This is a genomic window from Vibrio mytili, assembly GCF_049563345.1.
Taxonomy (GTDB): Bacteria; Pseudomonadota; Gammaproteobacteria; order Enterobacterales; family Vibrionaceae; genus Vibrio; species Vibrio mytili.
Genome location: NZ_CP110481.1, coordinates 1,709,793 through 1,723,561, shown reverse-complemented (window position 1 = coordinate 1,723,561; position 13,769 = coordinate 1,709,793). Strand labels below are relative to the sequence as shown.

Here is a 13,769-nt window from a genome sequence, read left to right as displayed (position 1 = left end):
CGTTTTCGTGTCTCTCATGGAAGGAAATGGAATGATAAGAAGTTTGTTATTTTTACCGCTCGTCGTTTTTCCTGCAGTTAGCAGTGCGTCAGATGCGAAGCAAGTTGAAAAGTTTGGTTATGAACACATTCACCTTGATATTGGTGGCGGTACCACCGATGAAGAATGGTTGGATAATTCAAACGTGACGTCAATTGGCCTAGGTGGTAATTATTTGTTTTCCGATAATTGGCTCATGAATATCGACTTTTCCGCGCAATTTTTTCACCCTGACAATTATACGCTTCGGGTCGATCGTCTCATGGCGGGCGCTGGTTATCGTTATGGTATCAATGAGCGATTTGATGTGTACGGTATATACAGTTTAGGCGCGATTAAAGCGAAAGCGACGGATGATGAGACGGACAAAAGTTTGTCCTCTGACAGCGAGTTTATTCATGCTTTTGCAGTCGGGGGGAGCTACTTGGTTACTGAACAGTTAAGTGCGACAGCGGAAGTAAAATTGAACTTCAGTGATATTGTTGATGAAAATATTTATAAGTTTGCTTTTAACTACCAGTGGCACGATGTGATTGGTACTGGTCTATATTATCAGTTTCGTGACACCGATTATGCAGGTGAAAAGCCAGGTTATATCAATGAGGTTGGTTTAAGCTTTAAGTTTGTTTATTAGATTAAATAAATGTATTCGGAGCACCGTTTATCGGTGCTTTTTGTTTATTGGAGCGTACAGTGCTCCAACCACTTGCATTTTCGAAGCATTTTGACAGAAATGAGATGCGAAAATCCGACGAAACTTTTATCCTAACCCAGTTTTTTAAAGGAAGTTGAATATGATCATCAAACCTAGAATTCGTGGATTCATCTGCACGACAACGCACCCTGTTGGCTGTGAAGCTAATGTAAAAGAACAAATAGCTTACACGAAAGCACAAGGCCCAATTAAAGACGCGCCAAAACGTGTTCTTGTTGTAGGTGCATCAAGTGGCTACGGTCTTTCTTCTCGTATCGCGGCGGCATTTGGCGGCGGTGCAGCAACCATTGGTGTGTTCTTTGAAAAAGAAGGCACAGAGAAGAAACCAGGTACTGCAGGTTTTTATAATGCAGCGGCTTTTGAAAAGTTAGCGCGTGAAGAAGGCCTCTATGCGAAGAGCCTAAATGGCGATGCTTTTTCAAATGAAGCAAAACAGAAGACTATTGATCTGATCAAAGCAGACTTAGGTCAGATTGATATGGTGGTTTACTCTCTGGCTTCTCCAGTACGTAAAATGCCAGAAACGGGTGAAGTCATTCGTTCATCTCTGAAGCCTATTGGTGAGACTTACACATCAACAGCGGTCGATACCAATAAAGATGTCATCATCGAAGCAAGTGTTGAGCCAGCAACAGAAGAAGAGATCAAAGATACAGTAACCGTAATGGGTGGCGAAGACTGGGAACTTTGGATCAACGCGCTTTCTGAAGCGGGTGTGTTGGCGGATGGTTGTAAAACCGTTGCGTACAGTTACATTGGTACCGAGCTGACTTGGCCAATCTATTGGGATGGCGCATTGGGTAAGGCTAAAATGGACCTAGACCGTGCGGCTAAAGCGCTTAATGATAAACTACAAGCAACAGGTGGCAGCGCAAACGTTGCGGTTCTGAAGTCTGTAGTGACCCAAGCAAGCTCTGCAATTCCAGTGATGCCACTGTACATCGCAATGGTGTTCAAGAAAATGCGTGAACAGGGTGTGCATGAAGGTTGTATGGAACAAATCTATCGCATGTTCAGCCAGCGTCTTTATAAAGAAGACGGTAGCGCACCAGAAGTTGATGAGATGAATCGTTTACGTCTTGACGACTGGGAACTGCGTGACGATATCCAGCAACACTGCCGTGAGCTATGGCCACAAATCACCACAGAGAACTTAAAAGAATTGACTGACTACGTTGAGTACAAAGAAGAGTTCTTGAAGCTATTCGGTTTTGGTGTTGACGGCGTAGACTACGAAGCGGACGTAAACCCAGCAGTAGAAGCAGATTTCATTCAAATCTAATCTATTTGCTAGATATGACAAAGGCGCTCATTGAGCGCCTTTTTTGTGTTTCTGTTTTATGTTGTGTATGCTTGATGGCTTGTCGCTTAACACATCAACTTAAGATAATAAGAATGGTACCTGCTAACGTCATTAAGATGTTTGCTATCGCATAGGTGCCGGCGTATCCGAGAGCCGGAATCGTCGATTTCGCATAGTCGTTGACCACATCCATGGCTGGAGCACAAGTACGCGCACCAATGATCGCGCCAAACAACATTGCTCTGTTCATTTTTAGCAGATACGCACCGACAAGATAGGCAAGTGCGACAGGAACCACGCTGACGATAAATGCGAGCCCAATGACCTGAGGACCCACTTGAGTTAAATGCTCGAACATCTTGCCCCCGGCACTTAAACCGATCCCGACCATGAAAAACATGAGACCGAGGTCTTTAACCATGTTTAACGCCCCTTGAGGAACGTAGCCAAAAGTTGGGTGGTTGGCTCTTAAAAAGCCTAGTGAAATTCCTGACAACAGCAGGCCTACAGCGTTACCTAGGCTAAAGGAGACTTGACCGAACGTCATTGTCACCAAGCCAAACATAATCCCTAAAATAAAGAAGCTGCAAAATGCCAGCAAGTCTGCCATTTGACTGTGTATGGAGATAAATCCAATTTTTTCTGCAAGTCCGTGAACTCGGCTCTTCTCTCCACTAACTTGAAGAATATCGCCTTTAGCTAAAACAATGTCTAAGTCCATGGGCATTTCAATTTGTGCACGAACGACTCGGTTTAAAAAACAGCCGAACTCTGAAAGGTTCAAATCAGACAGACGTTTGCCTGCAATAGAGTCGCTTTTTACCACAATTTCTTCTTCAACGATGCGCAAGTCGAGTAGATTACGATCAAAGACTTCTTTGCCATGACGAAAGCTTGGATCTAGACGCGCATGACTATCCGGAAAGCCAACTAAAGCAATTTCATCACCTTCTTGTAAAATCGCATCTCCATCGGGGTGGGCGAGGATACCATTACGCCGTATCCGTTCAATATAGCAACCAGTTTGTCGATAAATGCCTAACTCTCTGAGGTTTTTCCCTCCCGTCCAGTCGATCAGTTCTGGTCCTACACGGTACGCACGAATAATAGGCAAATACACTTTTCTTTGACTGTTGTTACCAAGGCCACGCTCTTTTGCGATTTGTTGCGCTGAATCTGATAGGTTTTGTTTTTGCAGTTTTGGCAATAGCTTAGCGAACATGATCATGCTGATTAAACCAACTAAGTAGGCCATTGCATAACCGACAGAGAGGTTTTCCAATACCACTGCAAAATCCATATTTCTTGGAACTGTCGCTAAGCCTGAGTTTAGGGCATCTTGAGCACCTACTAGAACGGGGGTCGCAGTAAGTGCGCCTGCCATCATACCCGCAGAGAGTCCAAAATCGAGCCCAAAATAATGGCTGAGCCCGTAAGTTAAGCTCAAGGCTGAAACGAGCACCGTCATACTTAAAATAAAGTAGTGTTTGCCATCTCTAAAAAAGATCCCGAAAAAATTGGGGCCAGCTTCGATACCAACGCAATAAATGAATAGCATGAAGCCAATGGTTAACGCCTCAGCGTTAAAAGAGAAACCAAGATGGCCCATGATAAGCGAAGTAACAAGCACGCCAATGGAGTTACCGAGTTGTAGTTTACCAATACGTATCTTGCCGATAGCAAGACCAATGGCTAATACAAAGAAGATCAAGAGGATAGGGTTTTGTTCTAGAAGTTGTACGACGTCTATGTTCACAGCGTGGCTCGGTAGATTATGTGCCAAAAGATATATTTAAGAACGAATTGTAACCAAATATTCTGAAAAGATAAGTGAATTTTTTAAGTTTTGACATTATTTGATGTAATGCAACTGTTGTAATACTAATCGTAGTAAATAAGTGTTCATTTGAACCAGCTACAATGACCAGTGATTTACTACGATTAGTATAACGTAAGGTCTGGGTTTAGAGCGGATACAAAAAAAGCCGTTATACACGGCTTTTAAAAATTCACTTGTCTTTTATTACGCTTCGTCGAACAGGCCTAGATGTTCTTTTGCATAGGCTTCGAAATCATCGCAACCGCCAATATGTTCTTGGTCGATAAAAATTTGAGGAACTGTTTCAACAGGCTTGCCTACGGTCTTTTCAAGATCAGCCTTAGAAATGCCTTCTGCGTGGATATCAACATAACGGTAGTTAAAGTCTTCACGTTTTTGTTTTAGTGTTTCTGCATGCTCTTTTGCACGTACACAGAAAGGACAAGCTGGGCGACCGAAGATAACAACGAACATAATCTTAATTTCTCCTAAACATATTTTTCTAGACAGCGTACACCTGCACAGGAGTATCGAACGCTCCCTTTTGTTGAGATAACTATGCCTTATCCAAATATAGAAATAAAGCAGCAATTGCCTCTCGCTCTCATAGTCAAAACCTATCGGACAAAATCTATACGAGCATTAACGAGCGTGATGTGATTTGACGCATAAAAGCATGTGTATCGTAAGGTTATTGGTAGCAAAGTGGATTTGGTCAACTTTTTTTTCAGAAAATCATAGCACTCTAGTGATAGTGGATATTTGGGGAGAAAGTGTATGTTTCAGTTTATGACGGCAACTCGAATTATTTTTGGTGAAGGGGCACTACAGTCGTCGTTATCGGTCATTAATCAATTTGGTTACAGTGTGTTACTGGTGTCAGGACAAGACACTAAAAGAGCTGCGCCGATTTTAGCTTACCTAAAGTCTCAAGGGATGCGTTACCAGCATGTAGCAGTGCGCGGTGAACCTTATATTACCATGGTAGAAGAGACAGCCGTAATAGGTCGTAAATTTCAACCTGATATGGTTATTGCAATAGGAGGTGGAAGCGTCATCGATATGGGCAAAGCACTGGCTGCTATTATTCCAAACTTGGGGGATGTTTATGATTACGTAGAAGTGGTAGGTAGAAATGTGCCTTTAAAAACCAAACCTATTCACTTTATCGCGATACCAACGACTGCAAGCACGGGGGCTGAAGTGACCCGTAATGCTGTATTAAAATCTGGACAAGACCAAGTTAAAGTGAGTTTAAGAAGCCCGGATATGCTCGCTGATGTAGCCATCGTGGACCCTACGTTAACTTATGGAACAGACCAATACACGTCTGGACGTGGGGCGATGGATGCTTTCACTCATCTCATGGAGGCGTATGTCTGCGGAGATCCCAATCCACTCACTGATATGATATGTGAGGAGGGATTGCGTCGTTTGAGCCGCTCGGTCATATCAGCCTGCAAGTATGATGATCATATCGCGCGTTCTGATCTGTCTTTTGCAGCTTTGCTGGGTGGCATGGCGATCACTAACGCCAAGCTTGGAGCCGCACATGGGTTGGCCGCGGCTTTGGGTGGTAAATTGTCTGCACCGCATAGTATTATCACTGCGCGCCTTGCTCCTCATGTGATGAAAGAAAACATTAAAGCGGCAAAAAGAGTCGGCCGTAAAGAGGTGATTGAGCGTTATCGTCGACTCGCACAGCTTGTCACTAAACGCGTCAACGCGAATGAATATGATGGTGTGCTGTGGGTCAATATGATTTTGGATAAGTTAGACATTCCTTTGCTAAGTCGCTTTGGGTTGTGTCAGACATCGTTTGAACAGATAGCCAAAGATGCGCTTAAATCTATCGCCATCAAAGGTAATCCTTTGCCATTGAACGAAGAGCGATTGATTTATATTTTGAAGCAGGTGTGTGAAAACTGTGAAGAAAAAGCAGAGGAGGACGACAATGGAAGTTACGCTGTCGACATCTTAGAGCAGGAGTCGAGATCGAATTTTTCTAGTGTCAATGATTAGTGCTTCTACCTCGAGTCATATCAACCAGAGAAAGCGAAGGAGCAAGTAGTTGTTAAGGCGCAAGTAATAATTAAGGCGTAAGTAATAGTTAAGGCGTAAGTAATAATTAAGGCGGGTATACTCTCTGAGTATTGAAGGCCGTACAGAAAAAGAAAAGGGGAGCTAAACGGAGCTCCCCTTTATACTCTTCACCAATACTGAGTTTAACTAAGCGGTGATCTCACGATCGACCATATCGCTAATATTGACTCAATTTATCGTAACGACTGTCCTTTAGGGCGTCTTTGACTCGCTTTAGGTTTTCGCGGAAACCTGAACCACGGCGGAGTGTAAATCCTGTTGCGAGTACGTCAATCACCGTCATCTGTACAACGCGGCTAGCCATCGGCATATACACGTCTGTATCTTCAGGAATGTCTAAAGTGATAGCTAATGAGCTAGCTTTCTCAAGCGGCGAGTCTTTTGCCGTAATGGCAATAACGGTTGCGCCATTTTCTCGAGCGAGGTTTGCTATTTCTACCTGACTCTTAGTGCGACCTGTATGAGAAATAAGTACGACCACATCATTATCACTGCAGTTGATACAACTCATGCGCTGCATAACGATATCTTCAAAACAGGTAATTGGGATATTAAAGCGAATAAACTTGTTTTGAGCGTCTCGGGCAACAGAAGAGGAAGCACCAAGACCGAAGAACGAAATACGTTTCGCTTGAGTTAGAAGATCCACTGCACGGTTAACTTGCATGGCATCCAAACTGTTTTTTGCTACATCTAAACAAGCCATGGTCGATTCGAAAATCTTATGCGTGTAGGCATCTGGACCATCATCCTCTTCCACGTTGCGGTTAACATATGGCGTCCCGTTAGCAAGGCTTTGTGCCAAGTGAAGTTTGAAATCCGGAAACCCTTTGGTATCCAGACGGCGGCAGAAGCGGTTAACAGTAGGCTCACTCACGTCAGCCATTTTGGCTAACGTTGCAATGCTAGAATGAATAGCAGTTTGTGGAGACGCCATAATTACTTCTGCAACTTTGCGCTCTGACTTACTGAAATTCTCCAGATTTTTTTGAATTTTTTCTAATGTATTCATAGTGTTCACGAGGGTATGCAGAACAACTCGCTGGCTCTGTTAACGTGTGTTTTAGGGGCGTTAACGATAACAACCAGCGCCATAAATGCAGTATAAACCTGATCTTCAATCGGGCTAAACCAATAACGGATACTAATTAGTGAGAATTTGACAGGCCTCAAACAAAATGTTCTAAAAACTACAGAATTGAATGGTGAACCACAGAAATGTCGCTCTACTAAAGCGATATTAGTGGTTGAGTTACATCAAAAAGAAAGAAATTTTCAATTTTATGTAACTCGAACTTGTCGTTATTGCGCCAAAATCTGGGCAGCCAAATCCTGTATTTTTGAGGTCAATATCGGCGCTTGTTGCGCTATCTCTCTTTGCTCATCGAGGACGGCATTGAGTATTTCTGTCGTCGTCAATGGGTTCGCAAGGACAACGCGGAACACTATGGTATTCATGCGTTGCCACTGTGAAGGGTTAAGCCGAGTACGAGAAACAAAAGACTTGCCTGTTTCGCGTTGGCGCTTTTGGATAAATTGGGTCAACTCGTTAAGCAGTTCATTGAGTTGCTCTTGTTGCTTTCCTTCTGCTTTCTCCAGAGCCTCATGAATACGAGGTGGTAGATAGCGATAGGTAAGTAAACACAGCTCAGGCTCAGAAACCAGTTCAAAGTCATCTTGTTGTTTGATGAGATCGGCGAAATAGCGTGCTTTAGCGATACTTTGATCAATGAGCAATTCATAACCTGGTCGGCTGATTATATGCATGGCGGCATAGACTAACATGGCCATTCCAGAGCGTGAGCCTTCCAACGTGTGACTGCCCAAATCTTTCGAGCCTTTACGCAAAATGTACTGTGCATGATGCTCGACGGACTTCATTGCATCGGGGTCTTTAAAGAGCACCATGCCAGCTCCCATCGGGATGTACAGTTGTTTGTGTGCATCAATAGTGACTGAATCGGCCTGTTCAATACCACTCAATAGGTGACGGTGGTGATTAGACATGAGCGTAGCGCCGCCCCAGGCCGCATCGACATGGAAGTGGCAGTCATGTTGACGGCAAACATCCGCGATGTCTTTAAGTGGATCAACACTGCCTGTTTCAGTTGTGCCAGCGACACCGATGACGGCAATGGGTTTGATCTTCTGCTGCTCGAGCTGAACAATTTTTTGTTTCAAATCGTCGACAATGATTCGGTTTTTGCTGTCGGTTTTTACGGGAACTAAACCATCTTGACCTAAACCAAGCACATCTGCGGCTTTCTTTAGCGAATAATGTCCACGCTCTGAAACTAGAACAGCTAGGCCTTGATAGCCATAATGCGTCATGGCTTTGAATAGACCTTCTTTCTCAACGCCTTTGAAGTCATTACGTGCTCTCAACGCTCTATTTCTTGCTACCCAAAGGGCGGTGATATTGGCAATCGTACCGCCTGAGCAAAAAGCGCCAAGTGAGTGATTGGCACTGTGCATCCACTGACTGTAGAACGCATCCGTTTGACCGTAAATTAAACGATGTAGCATGCCTAGAACCTGACGTTCTAACGGCGTAAAAGCTTTCGACGTTTCGATTTTGACCAAGTTTTGGTTTAAGGCGATCATGATCTTCGATAGCGGCATCAAGAAGTAGGGTAACGCCGAGGTCATATGACCAATAAAGCTTGGAGCGGCAGTATGAACAGAATGAGATACAAGCGTATCCAGCAGGTGTTCTGTGTGCTCGGAAACGAATTCAGGTTGTTCGGGGATCTGAGCAGAAGAAAAGTCTTTTTCGATCTCACGTAAAGGCTTTTCTTCTGCCACGATGTGCTCGCGAAGAAATTGATTTAAGTTTCTAGAGAGGCTTTCCTCTATTTTTGTTAACGTTGAGTCTGGACCTTCTGGGACTGTAAAGATCTTCAACAAACTCTCGAAGTTAACGTCAGCAGTTCTTTGTTCCTTAACCATAGCGAAGAATCATTTCTAGTTATTTTGGTAGTGCAGGCCGAACAATCTAAACTAAAACGGGCGCAAAGTCCCGTTTTTATTAGAAGAGCGAATGCAAGTGAAAAGAAAATAATTAAGAATAGACCTTATTGCCCAAAGAAGCACACGCGACCCCCATGCCGTCGCCCAATCATAAGGGAAGTATGGTGACAGTTTATCATTCAGTGCTATTTGAAAGGCGCGACGATGTCGTTACTCACAGTGCTGTTTTTCAATACTTTCTATGGATTGATTGTACTTGTTGAGCGCGGAATCTATCTGCTTTGGGTGGCTGAGCAAATCAGCGAAAGCAGAGCGAAGCTCATAGTTTTTCGGGTGATTAGCTGACTGACGGTCATTGAATGTCTGTTGAGCCGCTTTGCCCAGCGCATCGCTTCTACTCGCGAGCTGCTTCACATCATGTTGCTCAAGCTTCAACCACGCTTCGATGGGTTGCTCTGTCGCAACACGGCTTGGATCGTTAGCTAAAAAGTAATGTACCGCTTCTCGGCTCAATTCAAAGTGGTGTTTGCGGCCTTCAAGAAACCATTGACTCACTTCGTCTAACTCTGGGTATTGGGCAGCGGTTAAATCGACAAGATCCTGATACCACTGTAGAGATGCATCGACGTAACCGTCATATTTATTCGCCAGGCACTGCTGATCCGCGGCAAAAGTAAAAGTAGAGCTAGTTGCGATGAGCGCTGCAACGACAAAGCGTTTCATTCGTTTTCCTTTTAAAGTCTTACCATTATAACTAACCGTTAAGCGTATCCGAGGATAGCGGCTTTCATTTTGTTTTGCTGTATCGTTCCATTTTGCTACCCATTCCATAAGCAAATGGAGGACAAGTGAATATGAAAGCGTGGTCAATGTATTGACCACCTTGATGTTAATCAGGTATTTGAGTTATTGCTGCATTGTAATAGATGTGAAACTGAAAACCTGAGATCTAGCTAGCAAGTGATACAAAGAAAAGCATCATAACGGGTACAAGTAAGCTCAAAATAAAGCCGCTCACGATGGCAATCGGTACGCAGCGTACTCCGCCTGTGGTTTGTATGACTGGTAGCGTAAAGTCCATAGCTGTTGCTCCTGCGTAACCAATAGAAGTCAATGGGTAACTACGGATAAGCAACGGAATGACCACCAAGGCAACAAGCTCACGCATAAGCTCGATCAAGAACGAAGCACCGCCAAATACGGGACCAAATGCATCTCCCATTAAAATGCCAGCTAATGAATACCAACCAAATCCAGAAGCCATCGCCAATGCTTGATAAAGTGGAAGGTCCAAAATAAAAGAGGCAATGATACCGCCGAGCAAGCAGGTTGCAATGATCACGGCCGCAATGGCCATACCTTGTTTGTTTAATAAGATCTGGCGAAGTGTAAGGCCACTGTTACGCAGTTGGATGCCAATAAAAAACAGCAATAGAAACAATATCCACTCACTTGCTGTGTCAACCCAGCCTAAGCCAATAGGTAAGATAAGTCCGGCAACCAAACCACCGCCAACAACGACGATCAACTTTAGCGATTCCAAAGCCATCGCTGACAAAGGTAGCTTCGTGTGAGTTTGATCGGTTCGAAGGGGAATAATTTTGTCTACGACAGGTAGGGCTAGGAGATTACAAACACTCAAGCAAACAAAAAAAGTGCCTGCATAAAGTAAGATACTTTGTAAATTACTGCCCAAGTTATCTAAGGAGGCCAAACTAAGACCCATCAACGACAAAATGATGTAGATAAGGTAAGAGGTGGATTGGTTGATTCTCTCGAGTATCGATGCACGAGAAATTGGTATTAAATAGCCCACAACCAGTGGTGCGAAAATAAATAGCATCCCTGAGAACATAAAGCTCAATGATTCCTTTTTGAGATCAGTTTAAGAAGGTTATTCCAGACAATCCGCAGCTCATTGTGTGCAATGGACTACGTTCAAAGTATTTGATCATAGTTTGACCTTGCCCATCAAAGCCCGCTGGCAAACAGAACGTTACTCATTCCGTCCTTAAAGTCATCGTCGCTGAGATTGCTAAGTGCGTACAACACTTCCGCACCCACGATATCGAATTCAACTTCGTGGTCTTCGATCTCTTCATCTTGATTACGGAACATCAACAAGTGATTGGCAATTCGCGCAATATCGAGATAAGAAACCTCTGAACGTGATTCTGTCAATTTCTTGTTTGACGACACTTCGCGGAAATCATTATCGAATCCCCAGCGCTTAAGGACTAAGTTGCTGGTATCCGCGCAGCGCGTTTGAAATATTTGTAGAGCAATCTCCGGGTCAAGGTAGTTCCCGTTGTCGAGATATAAGTGATATTCGTTAATAAGACAAAATAAGCCTATATCGGCTAACAAGCCAACCAACAGCGCTTTTTCTTGCTCTAAATGACCGTAGGTGTCTGGAGATTGCTTTCGAAATTCTTGAACCACCATCACCATCGTTGCACCTAATTCGCGAGAAACGGAGGCACTCTTAACGAGAATCTCATTGCATTCTTTAGTGAGGTTTACTGAATGTTTTAATTGTTCAATTGCTTGGGCTGTCACTATGTCGCGAACCCGCAAAATGCCAAGTCGAGAAACCGCAGTAGTGAGATCATTGCAGGTGATATTCCGACGGTTAAAAACAACAGAGTTAGCAACTCGAATGACGACAGCGGCGAGGCCCGGGTCCTCTATTAGACAATTTGCCGTATCGGCAATAGTTGTCGTCTCTTCCAAACACAATTGTTGAATCTTTAGCACAACATCAGGAATGGGAGGCAGAGAGATTTTGCCAGTGGAAATTGATTGTTCCACCAACTGCGCAAATTCAGACTCTAGAGCTAGTATCAGCTTTTCTTTATGATTTGGTAGCCAAAAAAACGATAAATGTTCCATCATGACGTTGTAATTATTAATTTTCGTACAGTGTACCCTTACAAGACATTCATTAGCAACGAAATGCGCATGTCATCCTCGCAATTTCTATATTGATCATAGCGATGGCGTAATTGGGGCATCCGTGGTGGGGTGTATAAAAGTTGCGACTTACTGAGATAAATGTGAAATTAATCACGTATGGAATATATATACTTTTTTATCTGTGAGCTATGTCCTAACTTATTTTTCGTCGTTAAGTATGATTGAGCAGTTGGTGAGCACAAATCACAAAAATATCATCAACAAATGATTATTTATTAAATTCGCTACAAGCTGCTGTTTATCTGGTGACATCGCTAATCGGGGTAATTTATTCAGATTAAAGAGGTCAATGGACATGACAGACCAAGCTTTTTTTAAATACGTACGTAATTTTAGTCACTATCAGAAACGTTCCATGTTCGGTGGTATCGGTTTGTTCAGTGACGACGCCATGTTTGCACTTGTAAGCAACGACTGCTGTTACTTGAGAGGTGGGAACGGGTTAGACGAAGCATTCACTGAACTTAACTGCGATAAATATAAGCACGTTAAACGACAATCGACTGCGACAGTTAACTACTATGACGTGACGGATCTCTTCGAGTCTGGCTTTGCTGGCTTGGATGATCTACTGCAAAAGTCAATTGACTTTTCTGTAAATGAACGCAAATACCAAAAGTCTTCTGCAAGTAGACGCCTTAGAGATTTGCCGAATATGCAATTGACGCTTGAGCGCATGGTTAAAAAGGCGGGAGTTGATGATGTAGAAACATTTCTGCAACTTGGGCCGGTAGAAGTATTCAATAAAGTGAAAGTCGCCTACGGTAATGATGTTGACGTCAAGTTATTGTGGAAATTCGCTGGTGCTATTGATGGTATCCATTGGAAGCTGTTACAAGAACCCCGTAAAAAGCAGTTGCTTTCAATGTGTGAATAGATCAACTTGGGTTCAGATGATGGATTTGTTTGGATGAAGTTGGCGAGTCGCAAAAGTGAGTGTCGAAAGTGGAATAAGGATGTAACTCTTTTGACCACTTCATCTAGGTCAGTCATTGAAGCCTAATTGCATCATTGATAACGTGGTTAGATATTTAATTCAGCATAAAAAACCGAGGCCAATTATTTGGCCTCGGTTTTTTATGTTCGCTATGTGTACACTCTAAGTGGTCGTACTAAAACTTAAAGCGTGTAGTTAGCATGATTTGGTCGCCGTAGAAGTCGTTGATACGCGCTTCAGCACCAAGAGAGAATAGCTCTGTTGAATGGAAACGAGCGTAGGCAGAGCCTGTGAAATCATCGTCATCATCGATTGAGACGTAGCCGACTTTACCACCCACTTCTAGTTGAGGACCTAACCATTGGCGAATGCCTAGGTTGAGCTCCATACCCATATCTGTGCTACTGGAATGCGTCGGTTGAACAGTGCGAAGCAGCATTTCACCAGTAAGATCTGCCCAGTTGTTGACTGGTGAATGAAAGCCAAAGCCAACAGCAGAGTCGAAATCGTTATCAAACTCAGAGTCAATTCGAGCGACGACGTGTGCATTTGGATGAATCGACTTGCTCATTCCAGCTCCAAACGTCACCGGGCTGACGCCGATACGAGCTTCGAAATAGTCGTAGCTAAAGTTACTCATCGTTGCAGGTGTAGCGGCTAGAGCCTGGCTTGATGCCAGCAATAGGGCAGTGGCTAATAGTGTTTTGCGCATAACTTACGATAAACCTTATTGATTGTATCCATGGATCGCCAGTTTTACTCATCGCAGTCAGGGTTGTGTCATTCTAGCTTGTCAAAGTGCTATTTTTAACCATTGCTTGACGTTGATTCGTATAACCATTTGAACCGTAATCTGATTTGTACGACATCATAATAAAAATGGAGGTCGACGACCAACTCAAATGTG

Annotated in this window: 12 protein-coding genes; 4 read left to right on the top strand and 8 right to left on the bottom strand. The window is 43.5% G+C overall.

The window, feature by feature from the left end; translation table 11 throughout:
* Window positions 1-31: 31 nt before the first annotated feature.
* On the top strand, window positions 32-673 hold the full coding sequence (locus ONE56_RS07945) for an outer membrane beta-barrel protein (protein WP_041155481.1): 642 nt from the start codon (window positions 32-34) through the stop codon (window positions 671-673).
* A 160-nt stretch (window positions 674-833) separates the two neighbouring features.
* The gene (fabV, locus tag ONE56_RS07940; RefSeq protein ID WP_041155482.1) at window positions 834-2,036 is read left to right on the top strand and encodes an enoyl-ACP reductase FabV; all 1,203 of its coding nucleotides are present in this window, start codon (window positions 834-836) and stop codon (window positions 2,034-2,036) included.
* A 94-nt stretch (window positions 2,037-2,130) separates the two neighbouring features.
* On the opposite strand, the gene ONE56_RS07935 is transcribed toward fabV, so the two are convergent.
* Both ONE56_RS07935 and ONE56_RS07930 read right to left on the bottom strand, forming a co-directional pair.
* Window positions 2,131-3,813: an aspartate:alanine antiporter gene (locus ONE56_RS07935; RefSeq protein WP_041155483.1), complete on the bottom strand. Its 1,683-nt coding sequence runs from the start codon at window positions 3,811-3,813 to the stop codon at window positions 2,131-2,133.
* 267 nt (window positions 3,814-4,080) lie between these two features.
* Window positions 4,081-4,350 (bottom strand): GrxA family glutaredoxin, encoded by a 270-nt coding sequence (locus ONE56_RS07930; RefSeq protein WP_423839630.1) that lies wholly within the window; start codon window positions 4,348-4,350, stop codon window positions 4,081-4,083.
* 303 nt (window positions 4,351-4,653) lie between these two features.
* On the opposite strand from ONE56_RS07930, the gene ONE56_RS07925 reads away from it, so the two are divergent.
* Window positions 4,654-5,898, top strand: coding sequence for an iron-containing alcohol dehydrogenase (locus ONE56_RS07925; RefSeq protein ID WP_041155485.1), 1,245 nt, complete (start codon window positions 4,654-4,656; stop codon window positions 5,896-5,898).
* Window positions 5,899-6,136: 238 nt separating this feature from the next.
* On the opposite strand, the gene ONE56_RS07920 is transcribed toward ONE56_RS07925, so the two are convergent.
* The 5 genes from ONE56_RS07920 to ONE56_RS07900 all read right to left on the bottom strand — a co-directional run bounded on the left by ONE56_RS07920 (window position 6,137) and on the right by ONE56_RS07900 (window position 11,841).
* Window positions 6,137-6,991 carry a MurR/RpiR family transcriptional regulator gene (locus tag ONE56_RS07920; RefSeq protein WP_041155486.1) on the bottom strand — a complete coding sequence of 285 codons (855 nt, stop codon included), beginning with the start codon at window positions 6,989-6,991 and terminating at the stop codon, window positions 6,137-6,139.
* A gap of 290 nt (window positions 6,992-7,281) precedes the next feature.
* Window positions 7,282-8,928 (bottom strand): pyridoxal-dependent aspartate 1-decarboxylase PanP, encoded by a 1,647-nt coding sequence (panP, locus tag ONE56_RS07915; protein WP_423839629.1) that lies wholly within the window; start codon window positions 8,926-8,928, stop codon window positions 7,282-7,284.
* A 231-nt stretch (window positions 8,929-9,159) separates the two neighbouring features.
* Complete coding sequence (locus ONE56_RS07910) at window positions 9,160-9,672, bottom strand: hypothetical protein (RefSeq protein ID WP_041155488.1); 513 nt, start codon at window positions 9,670-9,672, stop codon at window positions 9,160-9,162.
* A 226-nt stretch (window positions 9,673-9,898) separates the two neighbouring features.
* Window positions 9,899-10,804 (bottom strand): lysine exporter LysO family protein, encoded by a 906-nt coding sequence (locus ONE56_RS07905; protein ID WP_423839628.1) that lies wholly within the window; start codon window positions 10,802-10,804, stop codon window positions 9,899-9,901.
* A 116-nt stretch (window positions 10,805-10,920) separates the two neighbouring features.
* Complete coding sequence (locus ONE56_RS07900) at window positions 10,921-11,841, bottom strand: HDOD domain-containing protein (RefSeq protein ID WP_415679348.1); 921 nt, start codon at window positions 11,839-11,841, stop codon at window positions 10,921-10,923.
* A gap of 373 nt (window positions 11,842-12,214) precedes the next feature.
* Here ONE56_RS07900 and ONE56_RS07895 point away from each other — a divergent pair, with 373 nt between their 5' ends.
* Window positions 12,215-12,802 carry a TfoX/Sxy family DNA transformation protein gene (locus tag ONE56_RS07895; RefSeq protein ID WP_041155490.1) on the top strand — a complete coding sequence of 196 codons (588 nt, stop codon included), beginning with the start codon at window positions 12,215-12,217 and terminating at the stop codon, window positions 12,800-12,802.
* A gap of 235 nt (window positions 12,803-13,037) precedes the next feature.
* On the opposite strand, the gene ONE56_RS07890 is transcribed toward ONE56_RS07895, so the two are convergent.
* Window positions 13,038-13,574, bottom strand: coding sequence for a hypothetical protein (locus tag ONE56_RS07890; RefSeq protein ID WP_331437555.1), 537 nt, complete (start codon window positions 13,572-13,574; stop codon window positions 13,038-13,040).
* Between the last annotated feature and the right edge of the window lie 195 nt (window positions 13,575-13,769).